Below are 17,472 nucleotides of genomic sequence, written 5' to 3'. Positions count from 1 at the left end.
TATTCCAGTGAGCAAACAGCAAAAAATTCTCTTTATTGATCGTGACGGAACCTTAATTGTTGAGCCTCCGGTCGATTTCCAAGTTGATCGTTTAGACAAACTGAAACTAGAGCCGTATGTGATCCCAAGCCTACTGGCTTTGCAGGCTGCGGGTTATCGGCTGGTGATGGTCACCAACCAAGATGGACTGGGGACGGATAGCTATCCTCAAGCGGATTTCGATGCCCCTCATACGATGATGATGGACATTTTTCAGTCCCAAGGAGTGATCTTTGATGATGTGCTGATTTGCCCGCACTTTGAAAAAGATAATTGCTCTTGCCGCAAACCCAAACTGGGGATGGTTAAAGAGTATCTGCAAGGAGGCAAAGTCGATTTTCAGCAATCAGTGGTGATTGGCGACCGAATAACCGACCTGCAACTGGCTGAAAATATGGCGATCCGTGGTATTCAATATCATCCGAAAAGTATGGGATGGCGTGAAATAGTTAAAGACTTAACCGTGAAAGCGCGCAGCGCCGAAGTGGTAAGAACAACTAAAGAGACAGACATTAAAGTTGCGGTCAATTTGGATGAAACGGGTGGTAATCAAATTACAACGGGGTTAGGTTTTTTTGACCACATGCTTGACCAAATCGCAACCCATGGTGGTTTTCAATTGAAGTTGAGCGTCAATGGTGATCTGCACATTGATGATCACCACACCATTGAAGATACCGCATTAGCACTCGGGCAAGCCTTAAAAGAGGCATTAGGCGATAAGCGTGGCATTGGTCGTTTTGGTTTTTCGTTGCCGATGGATGAGTGTTTAGCACAATGCGCGCTCGATCTATCGGGTCGCCCTTATCTGAAATTTGAGGCCACCTTTACACGTGAGCAAGTGGGCGATCTCTCCACTGAAATGGTATATCACTTCTTCCGTTCATTAACCGACACTTTGGCCTGTACGCTACATCTCTCATCCAGTGGCGAGAATGATCACCATATTATTGAAAGTTTGTTTAAGGCTTTTGGCCGCACATTGCGCCAAGCCATTAAAGTGGAAGGCAATGAACTACCTAGCAGCAAAGGAGTACTGTAATGTCGTCAGTCCGCGAAGCGATGAGTGATCACAGCAGCCAGCCGCAAAAGGTCGTCATCATTGATACAGGCTGCGCTAATGTGTCTTCCGTGAAATTTGCCATCGAACGCTTGGGTTACCCAGTCACTATTTCAAAAGATCCTGATGTGGTGTTGACGGCAGATAAGCTGTTTTTACCCGGTGTCGGTACGGCAAGTGAGGCGATGAAAAATCTGCAACAGCGCGATTTAATCACCTTGGTGAAACAGGTTGAAAAGCCACTGCTCGGCATCTGCTTAGGCATGCAACTGTTAGGTCAGCTGTCAGAAGAAAAAGGACAGCAAGCTAACGATCAAGCTAATGACATTGTTGAATGCTTGGGGTTATGTGACGGCGAGGTTCGCCTGATGGATACAGGCGATTTACCACTGCCACATATGGGTTGGAATACGGTCAATGCCGAAAGAGGCCATCCTCTGTTTAAAGGCATTGAGCAAGGCGAATATTTCTATTTTGTCCATAGCTACGCCATGCCCGTCGGTGAATACACGATTGCCGAATGTGAATACGGTAAGCCTTTCACCGCGGCGCTGCAAAGCGGTAATTACTATGGTGTCCAATTTCACCCAGAGCGCTCATCCAAAGCTGGCTCAGCACTGATCAAGAACTTCTTGGAATTATAAAAGGGAATTAGCAATGATTATTCCAGCATTAGATTTAATTGATGGCCAAGTGGTTCGCTTATTTCAAGGCGATTATGGTCAAGTTACCGAATACAAAGTGGATCCTGCAGAGCAGTTTCGCCTCTATCATCAGGCTGGAGCTAACTGGTTGCACCTTGTCGATTTAACGGGTGCAAAAGATACCTCAGCCCGACAGCTTGATCTGATTGCCAAACTGCTTGCCAGTACCCCTGCCAATATTCAAATTGGTGGCGGTGTGCGTAGTGAGCAAGATGTGGTGGATTTATTAAATGCGGGTGCGCAGCGCGTGGTTGTCGGTTCTACGGCCGTAAAACAGCCTGAATTAGTCAAAGGATGGATGGAAAAGTATGGCGCAGAAAAAATTGTGCTAGCGCTCGACATCAACATTGATCAAGACGGCACACGTAAAGTGGCCATTTCAGGTTGGCAAGAAGATTCAGGTGTAACGATAGAAGCCTTGATTGATGATTACCTAACGGTCGGTTTGACACACGTATTGTGCACTGATATTTCCCGCGATGGCACACTAGCCGGTTCTAACGTTGAGTTGTATATCGATTTATGCAAACAGTACCCACAAGTACAGTTTCAATCCTCAGGTGGTATCGGTAGCTTAGCGGACATCAAAGCCTTAACAGGCAGTGGCGTCGCAGGCGTGATTGTCGGTCGTGCCTTATTAGATGGTAAGTTCACCGCTCAGGAGGCATTCGAATGTTGGCAAAACGCATAATTCCTTGTTTGGATGTCCGCGATGGACAAGTCGTGAAAGGGGTGCAGTTTCGCAACCACGAAATCATTGGTGATATCGTACCGCTTGCAAAACGCTACGCCGAAGAGGGTGCGGATGAGTTGGTGTTTTACGACATTACCGCGTCGAGTGATGGCCGAGTGGTGGATAAAAGTTGGGTTGCGCGTGTCGCGGCAGTGGTTGATATTCCATTTTGCGTCGCGGGCGGTATTAAATCTGCCGAAGATGCTGCGCGAATTTTAGAATTTGGTGCAGATAAAGTCTCCATTAACTCTCCAGCACTCGCTAACCCACAGTTGATTACTGACTTGGCGGATAAATTTGGCGTGCAATGTATTGTGGTCGGCATTGACTCTTACTTCGATCAAGAAACGGGTCAGTATCAGGTCTATCAATTTACTGGCGATGAGACGCGCACCAAAGCAACACAGTGGCAAACTTGCGATTGGGTACAAGAGGTACAAAAACGTGGTGCGGGTGAAATCGTATTGAATATGATGAACCAAGACGGCGTGCGTAATGGTTATGATCTACAGCAACTCCAGAAGGTACGTGCTGTGTGTCGCGTGCCACTTATCGCTTCTGGCGGGGCGGGAACGATGGAGCACTTTGCGCAAGCTTACCAACAAGCTCATGTCGATGGCGCGTTGGCGGCATCGGTTTTTCACAAGCAGATCATCAATATCGGCGAATTAAAACAATATTTACAAGCAGAAGGTGTAGAGGTAAGACGATGAGTTTTCAAGTATCGAGTGCGGTTGCACTTTCTGAGCGTATTGATTGGAACAAAGTTGATGGCCTTGTTCCGGCGATAGTGCAAGATTTTCAATCAAGTCAAGTGCTTATGATGGGTTACATGAACCAAGATGCGTTGCAAAAAACCGCGCAAACAGGCCAAGTGACGTTCTTTTCTCGCAGCAAACAGCGCCTTTGGACCAAAGGAGAGACCTCTGGTCATGTGTTACAGTTGAAAAACATGGCGCTCGATTGTGATAATGACACTTTATTGGTCAAAGTGAATCCCATTGGGCCAACGTGCCATACTGGAACCACAACCTGTTGGGATAACGATGCACAAGAAGAGTCTCAAATGGTGTGGCTTCATCAGCTTGAGCAGCTATTGGCTGCCCGCAAGAGTGCCGACCCTGATTCCTCTTACACCGCTAGCCTTTATGCCCGTGGAACAAAGCGTATTTCGCAGAAAGTGGGCGAAGAGGGCGTTGAAGTTGCGCTTGCGGCGACGTCGGGCGATAAGGCGGAGTTAGTGTGTGAGTCTGCTGATTTGATTTATCACTTATTGGTGCTATTGCAAGACCAAGGATTAGCGTTGAGTGATGTGATTGATAAGCTTAAAGAACGCCATAAATAAACACAGTGAAGCCTCTTAAATAAAGAGGCTTCCGTTTTTGAGAGCGGTGTTAGAGGGTAATTTCTTTCCACTCACCGGGTTGTAGATCGCCTAAAACAATGTCGCCCATCGCGTAGCGCACTAAGCGCAGTGTTGGAAAGCCAATATGCGCTGTCATACGTCGTACTTGCCGGTTTTTACCTTCAGTAATGGTAATCGCAAGCCATGTGGTTGGGATTTGTGCGCGAAAACGAACCGGTGGATTACGTTCCCACAAGGTAGGCGGTTGCAAAATCTCAACCTTGGCAGGCAGCGTCATGCCATCTTTTAGCTCTACACCTTGGCGCAATTTATCTAAATCGTTTTGAGCGGGTTCTCCTTCTACTTGAACCCAATACGTTTTTGGTAATTTTGACGGCGGCTGCGTTAGTCTCGCTTGCAAGATGCCGTCATTGGTGAGCACCATCAAGCCTTCGCTGTCTCTGTCCAAACGACCTGCGGCATACACCTCTTTTACGGGAATAAAATCAGCGAGAGTTTTGCGCCCATCACCATCGGTAAACTGGCTTAGCGTATCAAAAGGTTTATTAAAGATAATGACTTTTCGATCAGCAAGTGATACTCGTTTTTTTACCTCTTCTGCAGATGAAGAGGAGCGGGCGGTTGAACGCTGATGTGGATCGCGCCGTTTAAAATGAGAAGAGCCAGAGGGTTTTGATACTGATGAAGAATCACGACGCAAGCGGGATGACATGTTAACTACCTTGCAAAAATGTAAATGAAGTGTGTTTGAAAGTTTTCTGAACTTTGGATTTAAGCTATGATTTGCGCGCCCAGAAACAGGATTGACGCACAAGATAATAGACTATTATCCTAGTTTTGTTTAATTATACTCAACCCATGCTATTTGGATTCAGTATCAATAAAGGGTTTGGGTGTATACGTATTTTCACTCAATGACTAAAATCGGATAACGCTCAACGACATTCGATTCAGTTTTTGAAAGAGTGACGCTATCGTGTTCAAGTCGCGAGGATGCTAACCCACTTGACACGGACAATCACACAGCGCTGTTTCATCCAATGGTGCTGCTAGAACAAATAGGGAAATTTTTCATGCCTACAGAAAAACCTACAATTATTTATACCATCACAGACGAAGCACCAGCACTGGCCACTTATTCTTTATTGCCGATTATCCAATCCTTTACCGCCTCGTCAGGCATTAGCGTTGAAACCCGCGATATTTCACTGGCTGCGCGTATCCTTGCCAGCTTCCCAGAACATTTAAAAGAAAATCAACGTGTAAGTGATGCGCTTGCCGAATTAGGTGAACTGGCGACCAAACCAGAAGCGAATATTATTAAACTGCCTAACGTTTCTGCATCGGTCCCACAATTGAAAGCCGCGATTAAAGAGTTGCAGGAAAAAGGTTACGACCTACCAAATTATCCTGAAGAACCAAGTACCTACGAAGAAGAAGCGATTAAAGCGACTTACGATAAAATCAAAGGCAGTGCGGTTAACCCAGTGTTACGTGAAGGAAACTCCGATCGCCGCGCACCATTATCAGTCAAGAATTATGCGAAGAAAAACCCACATTCAATGGGCGCATGGTCACCGCAATCCCGTTCACATGTTGCCAGCATGCAAGACAAAGATTTCTATGGAACAGAAAAGTCAGTCACCATTGAAGGTGACACTAAGGTCAAAATTGAGTTTGTCGGCCATGATGGCTCGACTAAAGTCTTAAAGAAAGAGTTTGCGCTGCTTGATAAAGAAATTATCGATGCTTCAGTTCTAAGCAAAAAAGCGTTAGTTGAGTTTTTCGAGCAACAAATCGCAGCAGCGAAACAGCAAGATGTGCTGCTTTCCTTGCACATGAAAGCAACCATGATGAAAGTGTCTGACCCAGTCATTTTCGGCCATGCCGTTAAAGTGTACTACAAAGACGTATTTGCGAAGTATGGCGCGTTGTTTGACTCATTAGGTGTTGATGTCAACAATGGCCTAGGCGATGTTTACGCGAAAATACAAGCATTGCCACAAGCACAGAAAGAAGAAATTGAAGCCGCGATTCAAGCGGTTTATAACACGCAGCCACCGCTTGCTATGGTCGATTCTGACCGAGGTATTACTAACCTACATGTCCCAAGCGATATCATTGTTGATGCGTCAATGCCAGCAATGCTGCGCGCTTCTGGTCAAATGTGGGGGCCAGATGGCAAGCAACAAGACACCAAAGCACTGATCCCAGATCGCTGCTACGCTGGCGTTTATCAAGCGGTGATTGATTTTTGTAAAAAGCACGGCGCATTTGATCCCACCACGATGGGCAGTGTGCCAAACGTGGGCCTTATGGCGCAAAAAGCTGAAGAATATGGATCGCACGATAAAACCTTTATCCTCGATGCAGCGGGTTCGGTACGTGTTGTGGATACCTCCGGCAAAGTATTGCTAGAGCAAGCTGTTGAAGCTGGTGATATTTTCCGCATGTGCCAAGTGAAAGATGCACCGATCCAAGATTGGGTGAAACTGGCCGTGACTCGTGCCAGAGCTACTGGTGTTCCTGCGATTTTCTGGTTAGACGATCAGCGTGCGCATGACCGTGAATTGATCAAAAAAGTCAACGTCTACCTTGCTGATCATGATACGGCTGGCTTAGATATTCAGATCCTATCACCCGTTGAAGCGACTCAGTTCACACTTGAGCGTCTCAAAGCGGGTAAAGATACCATCTCAGTTACGGGTAACGTACTGCGTGATTACCTCACAGATCTATTCCCCATTCTCGAGCTTGGTACCTCGGCTAAAATGTTGTCGATTGTTCCCTTAATGAATGGCGGTGGCTTGTTTGAAACAGGTGCTGGTGGCTCTGCGCCAAAACACGTTCAGCAGGTTGAGAAAGAAAACCACTTGCGTTGGGATTCGTTAGGCGAATTTTTGGCGCTGGCGGCGTCTTTGGAACATTTGAGTGTTGTCACTGGAAATGCGAAAGCGAAAGTACTAGCCGATGCGCTTGATAAAGCCACAGGTAAGTTCCTTGATCTCAATAAATCACCATCGCGCAGAGTTGGTGAGCTTGATAACCGTGGCAGTCACTACTATCTTGCAACCTATTGGGCTGAGGCCTTAGCAGAGCAGACGGCGGATGCTGATTTAGCGGCGGAATTCGCACCGATTGCGAAGCAGCTACAAGAAAATGAACAGGTTATCGTCTCTGAGCTGAATCAGGCACAAGGTACTCCGGGTGATTTGGGTGGTTACTATGCGCCAGTGTTTGAAAAAGCATCAGCACTAATGCGTCCAAGCCAAACCTTGAACGCGATCATTGGCGCTTAACCTTCAGTTATTCACCTCTAAGCAATAAAAAAACCCGCCAGTTCGGCGGGTTTTTCATCAAATACATGTTTGGCAGCGATTATTTTGCAAGTTGACCTTCGATTGGAACAACAGCGCTAGCGTGATAACCTTTCGGCCCCTGTTCAATCTCGTAGGAAACTTGTTGGCCCGCTTTGAGTGTGCGGTAGCCTTCCATTTGAATGGTTGAATAGTGAGCAAAAATATCGGTATCCTCACCTTCTGGACAAATAAACCCAAATCCTTTGGCGTTGTTAAACCATTTTACTGTACCTGTAGCCATGCTTTACATCCCTCATTGCATTTTAGTTACTGATGTTGTTATCGAGAAACTTATCCTAAAAACGTTACCCGAATGTGAATATCAATTCAGCCGCTGCCAAATTTTTAGTCACTAATTGACCAATGTAGTCAATGATTCGGCGCAGTCAATAGGCAAAAGGTATGATACTCGACATATTTGCAAATAAATCACTTTTCAGGTTTACATTGTTGTAACGATTAAATAGGGCGTTAAGAATGAAATAGTTAAAGAAAGCAGTTGCTTTTGTTTTCTTTTTAATCAACTACGCCGTTGATAGTTCGGAATAGCAATGTTTTATTTGCAGCGATACAATTGCTGCATTAGTCTCTAAGTAAGGGTTGTTTTTCAACTGTGTCGGTAGCACTAATAACATTAATAGATTCCAACGACACAATGGTTACTGAGAGGCACACGGTTCCACTAGGTAGAGAAGCACTCTAAATACGGTCATCATGAGTAAACATTTTGAATGGGTGACTCCAGACTCAGATCTTCTGGAGAAAGAGAAGACAGCAATTAAACCACCAGCGATGTACAACGTAGTTCTTAATAACGATGACTACACGCCGATGGAGTTTGTGATTGAAATCCTTGAGCGATTTTTCTCGATGGATATCGACAAAGCAACACAGATAATGCTCAAGGTGCATTATGAAGGGAAAGCAATTTGTGGCACGTTCAGTGCTGAGATTGCAGAGACCAAAGTAGCTCAAGTTACTTTGTACTCAAGGGAAAATGAGCATCCACTGCTTTGTACTATGGAGCAAGCGTAGTCGCTTGCTGGAGCAACAAAGTGGTTCCTTAAGGAGGTACTTATGCTTAATAAAGAACTAGAGTCGAGTCTAAACGGCGCGTTCGCTCGAGCGCGAGACAAAAGACATGAATTCATGACCGTCGAGCACCTCCTACTTGCGTTATTAGAAAATGATGCAGCCAGAGAGGCCTTATTAGCCTGCCAAGCGGATTTGGATGCCTTACGCCAAGAGCTTGATGTTTTTATTGATCAAACCACACCTCTTATTCCTGAAAGTGACGAAACACGTGAAACGCAACCTACATTGAGTTTTCAACGTGTGCTGCAACGTGCTGTATTTCATGTGCAATCCTCTGGCCGCAATGAAGTCACAGGAGCGAATGTACTGGTTGCAATCTTTAGTGAGCAGGAGTCACATGCGGCTTACCTACTGAAAAAAAATGACATCAGTCGCTTAGATATCGTCAACTACATTTCGCACGGCATCACTAAAGCTTCCAGCGCAAGTGATAATTCAGCCTCTTCCGACTCTTTTAGCAGCGAATCAGCTGATGAAGTCAGTTCTGATGAACGTTTGGAAAGCTTTGCCAGCAACCTCAACCAATTGGCAAAGCAAGGGTTGATTGACCCGCTAATTGGGCGTGATAAAGAGCTAGAACGAACCATTCAAGTGTTGTGTCGTCGCCGTAAAAATAATCCGCTGTTAGTGGGAGAAGCGGGAGTCGGTAAAACGGCGATTGCGGAAGGGCTGGCGTGGCGTATTGTGGAAGGCCAAGTGCCTGAAATCATTCAAAATAGCGTTATTTATTCACTGGATATTGGCTCATTACTCGCTGGAACTAAGTATCGTGGCGATTTTGAAAAGCGTTTTAAAACCATTTTGAAACAGCTTGAAAAAGAGCAGGACGCGATTCTATTTATTGATGAAATTCATACCATCATCGGTGCGGGTGCCGCTTCTGGTGGTCAGGTGGATGCGGCTAACTTAATCAAACCTCTGCTTAGCAGCGGTAAATTGCGCTGCATTGGCTCAACGACTTATCAAGAGTACAACAACATCTTTGAAAAAGAGCGCGCGCTGGCTCGCCGTTTTCAAAAAATCGATGTGGTCGAGCCATCGTTGGATGACACCACTAAAATACTTATGGGCCTGAAAACAAAATACGAGGCGCACCATGATGTACGTTACACCAATAAAGCGTTACGTGCGGCCGTAGAGCTTTCTGCAAAATACATCAATGAACGTCATTTGCCTGATAAAGCGATTGATGTGATTGATGAAGCGGGAGCACGTTCAAGGTTGGCACCTGCAAGTCGCCGCAAGAAAATCGTTGGAGTGGCCGATATTGAAGCGATGGTTGCTAAAATGGCGCGTATTCCAGAAAAATCGGTCTCTTCTTCCGATAAAGACATTTTGCAGCACCTTGATAGAAAAATGAAAATGTTGGTATTTGGACAAGATGACGCTATCGATGTATTGAGTGAGGCGATCAAACTCTCACGCGCTGGCTTAGGTGCCGACAATAAACCGGTGGGCTCATTCTTGTTTGCAGGGCCAACAGGCGTGGGTAAAACAGAAGTGACAGTGCAGTTATCGAAGCTACTTGGCATTGAGCTGCTGCGTTTTGATATGTCTGAGTATGGTGAACGTCACTCGGTGAGTCGTTTAATTGGTGCTCCTCCTGGTTATGTTGGGTATGACCAAGGTGGCTTGCTAACTGATGCTGTGATTAAACATCCACATTCAGTGGTGCTACTTGATGAGATTGAGAAAGCGCACCCTGATATTTTTAACTTGTTACTTCAAGTCATGGATAACGGCACTTTAACCGATAACAATGGACGAAAAGCGGATTTCCGTAACATCATTTTGGTGATGACAACCAACGCAGGTGTTGCAGAGACAGTGAAAAAATCGATTGGTCTTATCCAACAAGACAATAGTTTTGATGCGATGTCAGAGATTAAGAAAGTATTCACACCCGAATTTCGTAACCGTTTAGATAACATCATCTGGTTTAATCGTTTGGATGAGCGTGTAATCCATCAAGTGGTTGATAAGTTTATTGTTGAACTACAAGCTCAACTCGATGCGAGAGGTGTATCGTTAGAGGTTTCTGAGGATGCTCGTCATTGGCTTGCTGTGAAAGGCTACGATATTGAGATGGGCGCTCGTCCGATGGGCCGTGTGATTCAGGATAAGCTGAAAAAGCCATTAGCGAATGAGTTGTTGTTTGGCTCGTTGGTCGATGGTGGCACAGTGAAAGTGGATTTAGATGGCGAAGAGCTTAAGTTTAAGTACATTGGTTCTCGTGAAGAAGCGGTTCACTAATCGGTAATCCCGATGCTTATCACCTAATAACAAAAGCACGCTGAGGCGTGCTTTCTTCTATGCATTGCATTTAATCCAGTTCTATAAGTAACAAAAAACGGAGCATTTAGCTCCGTTTTTTGTTGCGTTCGAAAATCAGAGATTAACGAGCACGGAAGACGATGCGGCCTTTAGTTAGGTCGTATGGAGTCATCTCTACAGTTACTTTGTCACCAGTAAGAATACGAATGTAGTTCTTACGCATTTTACCAGAGATGTGAGCTGTTACTACGTGGCCGTTTTCTAGCTCAACACGGAACATTGTGTTTGGAAGAGTATCAAGGACAGTGCCTTGCATCTCAATTACGTCTTCTTTAGCCATTTAATCCTCTTTAGAAACTTGGCGATTTTTAACGGACGCATTCTGCCGCTAAAAGATAAATATGTAAAGTTGGGGCGTATTCTACCCTTGCCAACGTTGATTTACTAGCTTTTGATGGCGCTCAAAGCGTACTTTGTAGTTCATTGCTGGGCATTCATCAATTTGATAACCCAAATATAACCATTGTTTCTGTGTGGCTTGGCAATATTGCAGTTGAAATAAAACGCCAAGTGTTCCGAGTGACAGATCTGACTCTGGATCATAAAAGGTATAAAAGGCGCTGGCACTGTTTTGTAAAATATCCGTCACCGCAATCGCGACCAGTTGTCCATTTTGATAAATATGCAGGTATTGAGTATCTAGCCAACGACAAGCGGAAAAGGTTTCAAACTCCTGCTCGTTGGGAGGGTACATGCTGCCCTCTTTATGTCGCGCTTCAATATAGCGGGCATAGAGTGCAAACCAACCCGAATCCATGGTCGGTTTCAACTGCCACTGAAAAGCGTGTGCCTTTTTGAGTAACCGCTTTTGGCTGGTTGATAGCTTGACTTGGTCAACAAAAACACGCAATGCTTGGCAGGAGTTGCAATTGTCACAGTGAGGTTTGTAAATGGTATCCCCACTGCGTCGAAAACCATTTGCGAGTAGAATTTCATAATTCTCAGGCGATTGCATGGCGGAGTCTAAAGTCACAGCGACACGTTCTTGCCTATCTTTTAAATAGCTACAAGGGTGGTTATTGGTTAAACCGATGCGTATTTGCTGTAAATCTGAGCTCATGGTTATCCTTCATTAGGCAAGGTGATCCACTGGGGTGTAAAGCAGCGCTCATCGACAGAGCTATCTCTAAAAGATAGCAAGGATTTGAGAAAATCGTCGCGCTCTAATTCGAAAGCTCCCAATGATGCCAGATGCGGATTCATCACCTGACAATCAATCAACTGTCCACCGTGTGATTGAAAATGCTGGCAAAAATACCAAAGCGCAATTTTTGATGCATTGGCTTTGATACTAAACATCGACTCACCGCAAAACATTTGGCCCATTTGTATGCCATAGAGCCCGCCGATCAATTTATCTTCCTGCCACACCTCAACCGAATGACAACGGCCAGAAGCCGCAAGGGCGAGGTAGGCGCTGCGCATCTCTTCATTTAGCCAAGTTTGATCTGCGGGTCTTACGTTGGCGCAACTTGTAATTACCTCTTTAGTTGCATGGTTAAGGCTTATTTTATATTGATGTTTTCGCTGGAATTTTTTAACGCTTTTAGCTGGAGAAAAAGTTTGTGGGTTAAACACAGCTCGTGGAGCGGGGCTCCACCAAAGAATAGGCTCTTGTGGGCCATACCAAGGAAAAATTCCGTGTCGATAAGCATTATAAATACGTTCTGGTTGTAAATCTCCACCAAACGCGAGCAGTCCATTTGGCTCTTCTAGCGCCTCATCAGCGGAAGGAAAAGAGAAATCATCAAGCGCAAGTTGAGGAAGGTAAATAGTCATGTTCGATCCGATCTGGGTTAACCATCAAGATAAGGCCACGGAATGAGGATAGTAGGGATTTTTCAATAGTTTGCCAATGATTACTATCAGGCCATATTTGTACTGGAGTTCGCTTTTATTTTTAGATAGGCTGCAAGTACGAAGAATTTTCATTTTCCCAGAGCAAACAGGAGCTCTTTGGAAGATGCAAGGAAACACAACTCAAATGGAAAGCCTCACGTTACAACCAATAAAAAAAATTAATGGGCAAGTCAATTTACCCGGTTCCAAAAGTGTCTCAAACCGAGCGCTACTGCTTGCCGCTCTGGCAAGTGGTACGACTAAGCTAACGAACTTGTTAGACAGTGACGACATTCGCCACATGCTCAACGCACTAGAAAAACTTGGTGTGGAGTATCGTTTGTCAGACGACAAAACGGTGTGTGAGATAAAAGGTTTGGGTCTGCCTTTTAGCATCGAGCAATCCGTTGAGCTGTTTTTAGGTAATGCAGGGACGGCAATGCGCCCACTTGCGGCAGCATTAGTTCTTGGACAGGGTGAATTCATTTTGACTGGTGAGCCGAGGATGAAAGAGCGTCCAATCGGTCATCTCGTTACGGCGTTACGTGAAGCGGGCGCTGATATTGAGTACCTTGAAAACGAAGACTTCCCGCCGTTAAAAATTACGGCAACCGGCCTTAAAGCTGGAATCGTGGCGATTGACGGTTCAATCTCGAGTCAATTTTTGACCGCCTTTTTAATGGCTGCGCCACTGTCTGATGGTGAAATGACGATCAACATCGTCGGTGACTTGGTCTCAAAGCCCTACATTGATATCACGTTACACATCATGGCGCAGTTTGGTGTAAAAGTGATCAACCATAACTACACTCAATTTGTGATCCCAGCTGGGCAATCGTATGTTTCTCCTGGGCAGTTTTTGGTGGAAGGGGATGCATCCTCTGCTTCTTACTTCCTCGCGGCGGCGGCTATCAAAGGTGGCGAAGTAAAAGTTACTGGTATTGGTAAAAACAGTATCCAAGGGGATATTCAATTTGCCGATGCGCTAGAAAAAATGGGCGCAGTCATCGAATGGGGGAATGATTATGTCATCGCTCGTCGTGGAGAGCTTAATGCGGTTGATCTCGATTTTAATCACATTCCTGATGCGGCTATGACCATTGCGATGACCGCATTATTTGCCAAAGGCACCACAGCCATTCGCAACGTATATAATTGGCGTGTTAAAGAAACTGATCGTTTAGCCGCAATGGCGACGGAGCTGCGTAAAGTGGGTGCAGAGGTTGAGGAAGGGGATGATTACATTATCATCACACCACCAACGTCATTACAGCATGCGGCAATCGACACTTATGACGATCATCGAATGGCGATGTGTTTTTCCCTGGTTGCACTGAGCGATACCGCAGTGACGATTAATGATCCTAAATGTACTTCGAAAACGTTTCCTGATTATTTTGAACAGCTTGCGCAACTAAGCCACTAGGCATTGAGCGTTTAAACCCAATAATGAAAAGCCTCGAATGAGGCTTTTTTTCATCAAGAATTACGATTGAACGAGAGTAAATTGCTTTGATAAATGCAAGGCAAGGTACTTGAACATGTTAAATACCGCAGTGGTATTAGGTGTTGGCAGCCCCTTGTCGTCTAAAAAGTAGTTGCCTTTAAAAACTAATACATCCTCTTTTTCTTCAACGCTATCGGCGCGCATGCCAACGATATAAGCGTCATGTTCTTGAATGATTTGGTTTGCAATAAGTAACAAATCAAATTCAGTAATAGATTGTTTTTTGCTCATCTTTTACGGTCCTATGAGTAGATGTGCGAGGATAGTGCCGTAAAAGGGTAGGTAATTTCAATGATTTCAAATAGAATTCGGCGCAAAATTCGATGGAGTGGATTCTCAAGCTTTGACCAAAGAGAGAAGTCACGTCTAAGCTTAATCAAGAAAGCCGATTTTTTATGCAATGAGAATGTGTGACTTACGGCATATTTCATTGGATTTATTTCGCGAACTGATAATACTCACTTTAGTATGAGCGCCAAAGCACGTTTAGTAGAGTGCTGCAGCAATGAAAGTCAAGCTCACAAGTACCACAGGATTCGATTTTAAACTTCTCAATTTAGGTTGGAAGGCTGGCGGAGAATAGACCACTGAGCTCTGGTTGCATTTTGACCAATTATTGAGTGGTTGAATTTTATTTTTAAAAAACATGTTGATCTTCTTGTTAACTGGCTCGATAGTAAAAAAAGAAGCAATAATTTAGAACGTCATGCGATTTACTTTCGCGTAATGATTAAGGGCATTTGAGTCAATTATGGGTAAATCACTCGTTATAGTGGAATCGCCAGCCAAGGCTAAAACGATCAATAAATATCTTGGTAAAGATTTTATTGTTAAGTCGAGCGTAGGGCATGTTCGTGATCTTCCAACCGCAGGTCAAAGTACCGCTAAAAAAGCAACGCCTAGTTCTTCTTCAAAGAACCTTAGCGCTGAAGAGAAAGCACGCTTGAAAAGCGAGAAAGACCGCAGTTCGTTAATTAAGAAGATGGGCATCGACCCTTATCACGGCTGGGAAGCGAATTACCAAATTTTGCCGGGTAAAGAAAAAGTAGTGGCGGAATTGCAAAAGCTTGCCAAAGATGCCGACTGCATTTATCTCGCAACCGATTTGGACCGCGAAGGAGAGGCCATCGCTTGGCACCTTCGTGAGATCATCGGTGGCGATGAACAGCGATACAAACGAGTTGTATTTAACGAAATTACAAAAAATGCAATCCAACAAGCCTTCCAAACACCGGGTGAATTGAATATCGACGGTGTAAACGCCCAACAAGCACGTCGTTTCATGGACCGTGTGGTGGGTTTTATGGTCTCTCCATTACTTTGGAAAAAAGTGGCGCGTGGCTTGTCTGCGGGTCGCGTCCAATCGGTGGCGGTGAAATTACTTGTTGAGCGTGAGCGTGAAATTAACGCGTTTGTCCCTGAAGAGTTCTGGGATATCCATGCTGATACGAAAACGCAAGATAAAACGGATTTCCGTCTGTTGGTCGCGCAAAAAAATGATGTAGCGTTTAAGCCTGTCAACGAAGCGGAAGCTAAATCAGCGGTTTCGATTTTAGAAAAAGCTTCTTACGAAGTGTGTAAACGTGAAGATCGTCCAACCAGCAGTAAACCTTCCGCTCCTTTTATCACCTCGACGTTACAGCAAGCAGCCAGTACTCGCTTGGGTTACGGAGTGAAGAAAACGATGATGCTAGCTCAGCGCTTGTATGAGGCGGGTTACATCACTTATATGCGTACCGATTCAACCAACTTAAGTGCTGAAGCGGTCGAAGTGGTTCGCAGCTATATTGGGAGTGAGTTTGGACAAGCCTACTTACCTGAGAATCCGTTAGTTTATGGAAGTAAGCAGGGCGCTCAAGAAGCGCACGAAGCGATTCGTCCATCCAGTGTGGATGTTAAAGCCGATGATTTACAAGGTATGGAAGCGGATGCTCATAAGCTATACGCGCTAATCTGGAATCAGTTTGTTGCTTGCCAAATGACGCCAGCTCAATACGATTCGACCACTGTGAGCGTGAAAGCGGCAGAATTTACCCTTAAGGCGAAAGGTCGCATCCTTAAATTTGATGGTTGGACACGAGTTCAACGTCCAATGGGTAAGAATGAAGACCAAATTTTACCACCAGTGAAAGTGGGCGAAACGTTGTTATTGCAAACGTTAGATCCAAAACAACATTTCACTAAGCCACCGGCACGTTATACGGAAGCTGCGCTGGTAAAAGAGCTTGAAAAGCGTGGTATAGGCCGACCATCGACGTATGCTTCTATCATCTCTACCATTCAAGATCGCGGCTATGTGAAAGTGGATCAGCGACGTTTTTATGCTGAGAAAATGGGTGAAATCGTCACCGATCGTCTGGATGACAGTTTCAATGACTTGATGAACTATGACTTCACCGCGCGAATGGAAGAAAAGCTGGACCAAATTGCAGCAGGATCTGCAAATTGGAAAGGAGTCTTGGACGATTTCTTTAAAGATTTCACTGCAGATTTAGAAACGGCTGAACTGGATGAAGAACAAGGTGGTATGAAACCCAACCACATCGTGATGACCGACATTCAATGTCCGACATGTTCACGTCCAATGGGAATTCGTACAGCCTCTACAGGGGTGTTCCTCGGTTGTTCTGGTTATGCACTGCCGCCTAAAGAGCGTTGTAAAACCACCATTAACCTAGGTGACGAAGAAGGCGTCATCAATGTCTTGGAAGAAGATGTTGAAACAGCTGCACTGCGCGCTAAAAAACGTTGTCCTATCTGTGAAACGGCGATGGATGCGTACCTAATCGATGACACACGTAAAATGCATGTGTGCGGGAACAATCCGAACTGCGAAGGTTACGTTGTAGAATTCGGTGAGTTTAAAGTTAAAGGCTATGATGGTCCAGTTGTCGAGTGTGACAAGTGTGGGTCAAACATGGTGCTGAAAAATGGCCGTTTTGGTAAGTACATGGATTGCACCAGCGATGACTGTAAAAATACGCGTAAGATCTTAAGAAGCGGCGAAGTTGCTCCACCAAAAGAAGATCCTATCCATTTCCCAGAATTGCCTTGTGAAAACTCGGATGCGTATTTTGTACTGCGTGATGGCGCTTCAGGTCTGTTTCTTGCGGCGAGCAATTTCCCGAAATCTCGTGAGACACGTGCGCCATTGGTTGAAGAATTGGCTCGTTTCAAAGAGCGCCTAGCACCAAAGTATCAATACTTAGCTGATGCGCCTGCACATGATCCTGATGGTGTGGCGGCGGTTGTACGCTTTAGTCGTAAGTCAAAAGAACACTATGTACGCACTGAGATAGATGGTAAACCCTCAGGTTGGACGGCGTTGTACGATAATGGGCGGTGGGAAATTACCGATAAGCGTAAAAACGCTAAAAAATAGCCTTTAATGTGATCAATGCGAAAAGGTAGCCTTCGGGCCTGTCTCTTATACACA

General features: G+C 45.1%; 16 protein-coding genes. 10 read left to right on the top strand and 6 right to left on the bottom strand.

Annotated elements, in window-relative coordinates; genetic code table 11:
- The first annotated feature begins 7 nt into the window (after positions 1-7).
- The 5 genes from hisB to hisIE are packed head-to-tail and all read left to right on the top strand — an operon-like array spanning position 8 to position 3,881.
- Positions 8-1,081: a bifunctional histidinol-phosphatase/imidazoleglycerol-phosphate dehydratase HisB gene (gene hisB, locus PL85_RS10240; protein ID WP_115339701.1), complete on the top strand. Its 1,074-nt coding sequence runs from the start codon at positions 8-10 to the stop codon at positions 1,079-1,081.
- Entirely contained in the window at positions 1,081-1,743 is a 663-nt protein-coding gene (gene hisH, locus PL85_RS10235) for an imidazole glycerol phosphate synthase subunit HisH (RefSeq protein ID WP_017044648.1), read from the top strand. The genes hisB and hisH overlap by 1 nt, the downstream gene beginning before the upstream one ends.
- Before the next feature lie 13 nt (positions 1,744-1,756).
- Positions 1,757-2,494 carry a 1-(5-phosphoribosyl)-5-[(5-phosphoribosylamino)methylideneamino]imidazole-4-carboxamide isomerase gene (gene hisA / locus PL85_RS10230; RefSeq protein WP_013857092.1) on the top strand — a complete coding sequence of 246 codons (738 nt, stop codon included), beginning with the start codon at positions 1,757-1,759 and terminating at the stop codon, positions 2,492-2,494.
- Positions 2,476-3,249: an imidazole glycerol phosphate synthase subunit HisF gene (gene hisF / locus PL85_RS10225; RefSeq protein WP_115339702.1), complete on the top strand. Its 774-nt coding sequence runs from the start codon at positions 2,476-2,478 to the stop codon at positions 3,247-3,249. Before hisA ends, hisF begins: the two co-directional genes overlap by 19 nt.
- Positions 3,246-3,881, top strand: a complete 636-nt coding sequence (gene hisIE, locus PL85_RS10220; protein ID WP_017043909.1) for a bifunctional phosphoribosyl-AMP cyclohydrolase/phosphoribosyl-ATP diphosphatase HisIE — start codon at positions 3,246-3,248, stop codon at positions 3,879-3,881. Before hisF ends, hisIE begins: the two co-directional genes overlap by 4 nt.
- Before the next feature lie 49 nt (positions 3,882-3,930).
- Here hisIE and PL85_RS10215 read toward each other — a convergent pair whose 3' ends face one another.
- On the bottom strand, positions 3,931-4,614 hold the full coding sequence (locus tag PL85_RS10215) for a pseudouridine synthase (RefSeq protein ID WP_214608574.1): 684 nt from the start codon (positions 4,612-4,614) through the stop codon (positions 3,931-3,933).
- A gap of 361 nt (positions 4,615-4,975) precedes the next feature.
- Here PL85_RS10215 and PL85_RS10210 point away from each other — a divergent pair, with 361 nt between their 5' ends.
- The gene (locus tag PL85_RS10210) at positions 4,976-7,201 is read left to right on the top strand and encodes an NADP-dependent isocitrate dehydrogenase (protein WP_064625002.1); all 2,226 of its coding nucleotides are present in this window, start codon (positions 4,976-4,978) and stop codon (positions 7,199-7,201) included.
- A gap of 79 nt (positions 7,202-7,280) precedes the next feature.
- Here the strand turns inward: PL85_RS10210 and cspD are convergent, their stop codons facing one another.
- Positions 7,281-7,502: a cold shock domain-containing protein CspD gene (cspD, locus tag PL85_RS10205; RefSeq protein ID WP_013857087.1), complete on the bottom strand. Its 222-nt coding sequence runs from the start codon at positions 7,500-7,502 to the stop codon at positions 7,281-7,283.
- Between the two features lie 473 nt (positions 7,503-7,975).
- Here cspD and clpS point away from each other — a divergent pair, with 473 nt between their 5' ends.
- Together clpS and clpA are read left to right on the top strand one after the other, a co-directional pair.
- A complete protein-coding gene (clpS, locus tag PL85_RS10200) occupies positions 7,976-8,296 on the top strand; it encodes an ATP-dependent Clp protease adapter ClpS (RefSeq protein WP_010319243.1) in 321 nt (106 codons plus the stop codon).
- A 42-nt stretch (positions 8,297-8,338) separates the two neighbouring features.
- Positions 8,339-10,609: an ATP-dependent Clp protease ATP-binding subunit ClpA gene (gene clpA / locus PL85_RS10195; protein ID WP_115339704.1), complete on the top strand. Its 2,271-nt coding sequence runs from the start codon at positions 8,339-8,341 to the stop codon at positions 10,607-10,609.
- Positions 10,610-10,751: 142 nt separating this feature from the next.
- Here clpA and infA read toward each other — a convergent pair whose 3' ends face one another.
- From infA to aat, 3 genes are all read right to left on the bottom strand, one after another.
- The gene (gene infA, locus PL85_RS10190; RefSeq protein WP_006075347.1) at positions 10,752-10,970 is read right to left on the bottom strand and encodes a translation initiation factor IF-1; all 219 of its coding nucleotides are present in this window, start codon (positions 10,968-10,970) and stop codon (positions 10,752-10,754) included.
- 81 nt (positions 10,971-11,051) lie between these two features.
- Positions 11,052-11,750, bottom strand: a complete 699-nt coding sequence (locus PL85_RS10185) for an arginyltransferase (RefSeq protein WP_013857085.1) — start codon at positions 11,748-11,750, stop codon at positions 11,052-11,054.
- Between the two features lie 2 nt (positions 11,751-11,752).
- A complete protein-coding gene (gene aat / locus PL85_RS10180; RefSeq protein WP_013857084.1) occupies positions 11,753-12,469 on the bottom strand; it encodes a leucyl/phenylalanyl-tRNA--protein transferase in 717 nt (238 codons plus the stop codon).
- A gap of 205 nt (positions 12,470-12,674) precedes the next feature.
- Between aat and aroA the strand changes: the two genes are divergently transcribed.
- Positions 12,675-13,955, top strand: a complete 1,281-nt coding sequence (gene aroA, locus PL85_RS10175; RefSeq protein WP_115339912.1) for a 3-phosphoshikimate 1-carboxyvinyltransferase — start codon at positions 12,675-12,677, stop codon at positions 13,953-13,955.
- A gap of 60 nt (positions 13,956-14,015) precedes the next feature.
- Here the strand turns inward: aroA and PL85_RS10170 are convergent, their stop codons facing one another.
- A complete protein-coding gene (locus tag PL85_RS10170) occupies positions 14,016-14,267 on the bottom strand; it encodes a YciN family protein (RefSeq protein ID WP_115339705.1) in 252 nt (83 codons plus the stop codon).
- Between the two features lie 520 nt (positions 14,268-14,787).
- Between PL85_RS10170 and topA the strand changes: the two genes are divergently transcribed.
- Positions 14,788-17,418, top strand: coding sequence for a type I DNA topoisomerase (gene topA / locus PL85_RS10165; protein ID WP_115339706.1), 2,631 nt, complete (start codon positions 14,788-14,790; stop codon positions 17,416-17,418).
- The last annotated feature ends 54 nt before the right edge of the window (positions 17,419-17,472 follow it).

Source organism: Vibrio anguillarum (assembly GCF_001989995.2).
Classification (GTDB): domain Bacteria; phylum Pseudomonadota; class Gammaproteobacteria; order Enterobacterales; family Vibrionaceae; genus Vibrio; species Vibrio anguillarum.
This window is presented reverse-complemented; position numbering and strand designations above follow the sequence as displayed.

What these genes read in the sequence shown, in the direction of transcription:
- hisH (WP_017044648.1), top strand. Translation starts at nt 1,081, where the DNA reads ATGTCGTCAGTCCGCGAAGCGATGAGTGATCACAGCAGCCAGCCGCAA.
- hisA (WP_013857092.1), top strand. Translation starts at nt 1,757, where the DNA reads ATGATTATTCCAGCATTAGATTTAATTGATGGCCAAGTGGTTCGCTTA.
- hisF (WP_115339702.1), top strand. Translation starts at nt 2,476, where the DNA reads ATGTTGGCAAAACGCATAATTCCTTGTTTGGATGTCCGCGATGGACAA.
- hisIE (WP_017043909.1), top strand. Translation starts at nt 3,246, where the DNA reads ATGAGTTTTCAAGTATCGAGTGCGGTTGCACTTTCTGAGCGTATTGAT.
- PL85_RS10215 (WP_214608574.1), bottom strand. Translation starts at nt 4,614, where the DNA reads ATGTCATCCCGCTTGCGTCGTGATTCTTCATCAGTATCAAAACCCTCT.
- PL85_RS10210 (WP_064625002.1), top strand. Translation starts at nt 4,976, where the DNA reads ATGCCTACAGAAAAACCTACAATTATTTATACCATCACAGACGAAGCA.
- cspD (WP_013857087.1), bottom strand. Translation starts at nt 7,502, where the DNA reads ATGGCTACAGGTACAGTAAAATGGTTTAACAACGCCAAAGGATTTGGG.
- clpS (WP_010319243.1), top strand. Translation starts at nt 7,976, where the DNA reads ATGAGTAAACATTTTGAATGGGTGACTCCAGACTCAGATCTTCTGGAG.
- clpA (WP_115339704.1), top strand. Translation starts at nt 8,339, where the DNA reads ATGCTTAATAAAGAACTAGAGTCGAGTCTAAACGGCGCGTTCGCTCGA.
- infA (WP_006075347.1), bottom strand. Translation starts at nt 10,970, where the DNA reads ATGGCTAAAGAAGACGTAATTGAGATGCAAGGCACTGTCCTTGATACT.
- PL85_RS10185 (WP_013857085.1), bottom strand. Translation starts at nt 11,750, where the DNA reads ATGAGCTCAGATTTACAGCAAATACGCATCGGTTTAACCAATAACCAC.
- aat (WP_013857084.1), bottom strand. Translation starts at nt 12,469, where the DNA reads ATGACTATTTACCTTCCTCAACTTGCGCTTGATGATTTCTCTTTTCCT.
- aroA (WP_115339912.1), top strand. Translation starts at nt 12,675, where the DNA reads ATGGAAAGCCTCACGTTACAACCAATAAAAAAAATTAATGGGCAAGTC.
- PL85_RS10170 (WP_115339705.1), bottom strand. Translation starts at nt 14,267, where the DNA reads ATGAGCAAAAAACAATCTATTACTGAATTTGATTTGTTACTTATTGCA.
- topA (WP_115339706.1), top strand. Translation starts at nt 14,788, where the DNA reads ATGGGTAAATCACTCGTTATAGTGGAATCGCCAGCCAAGGCTAAAACG.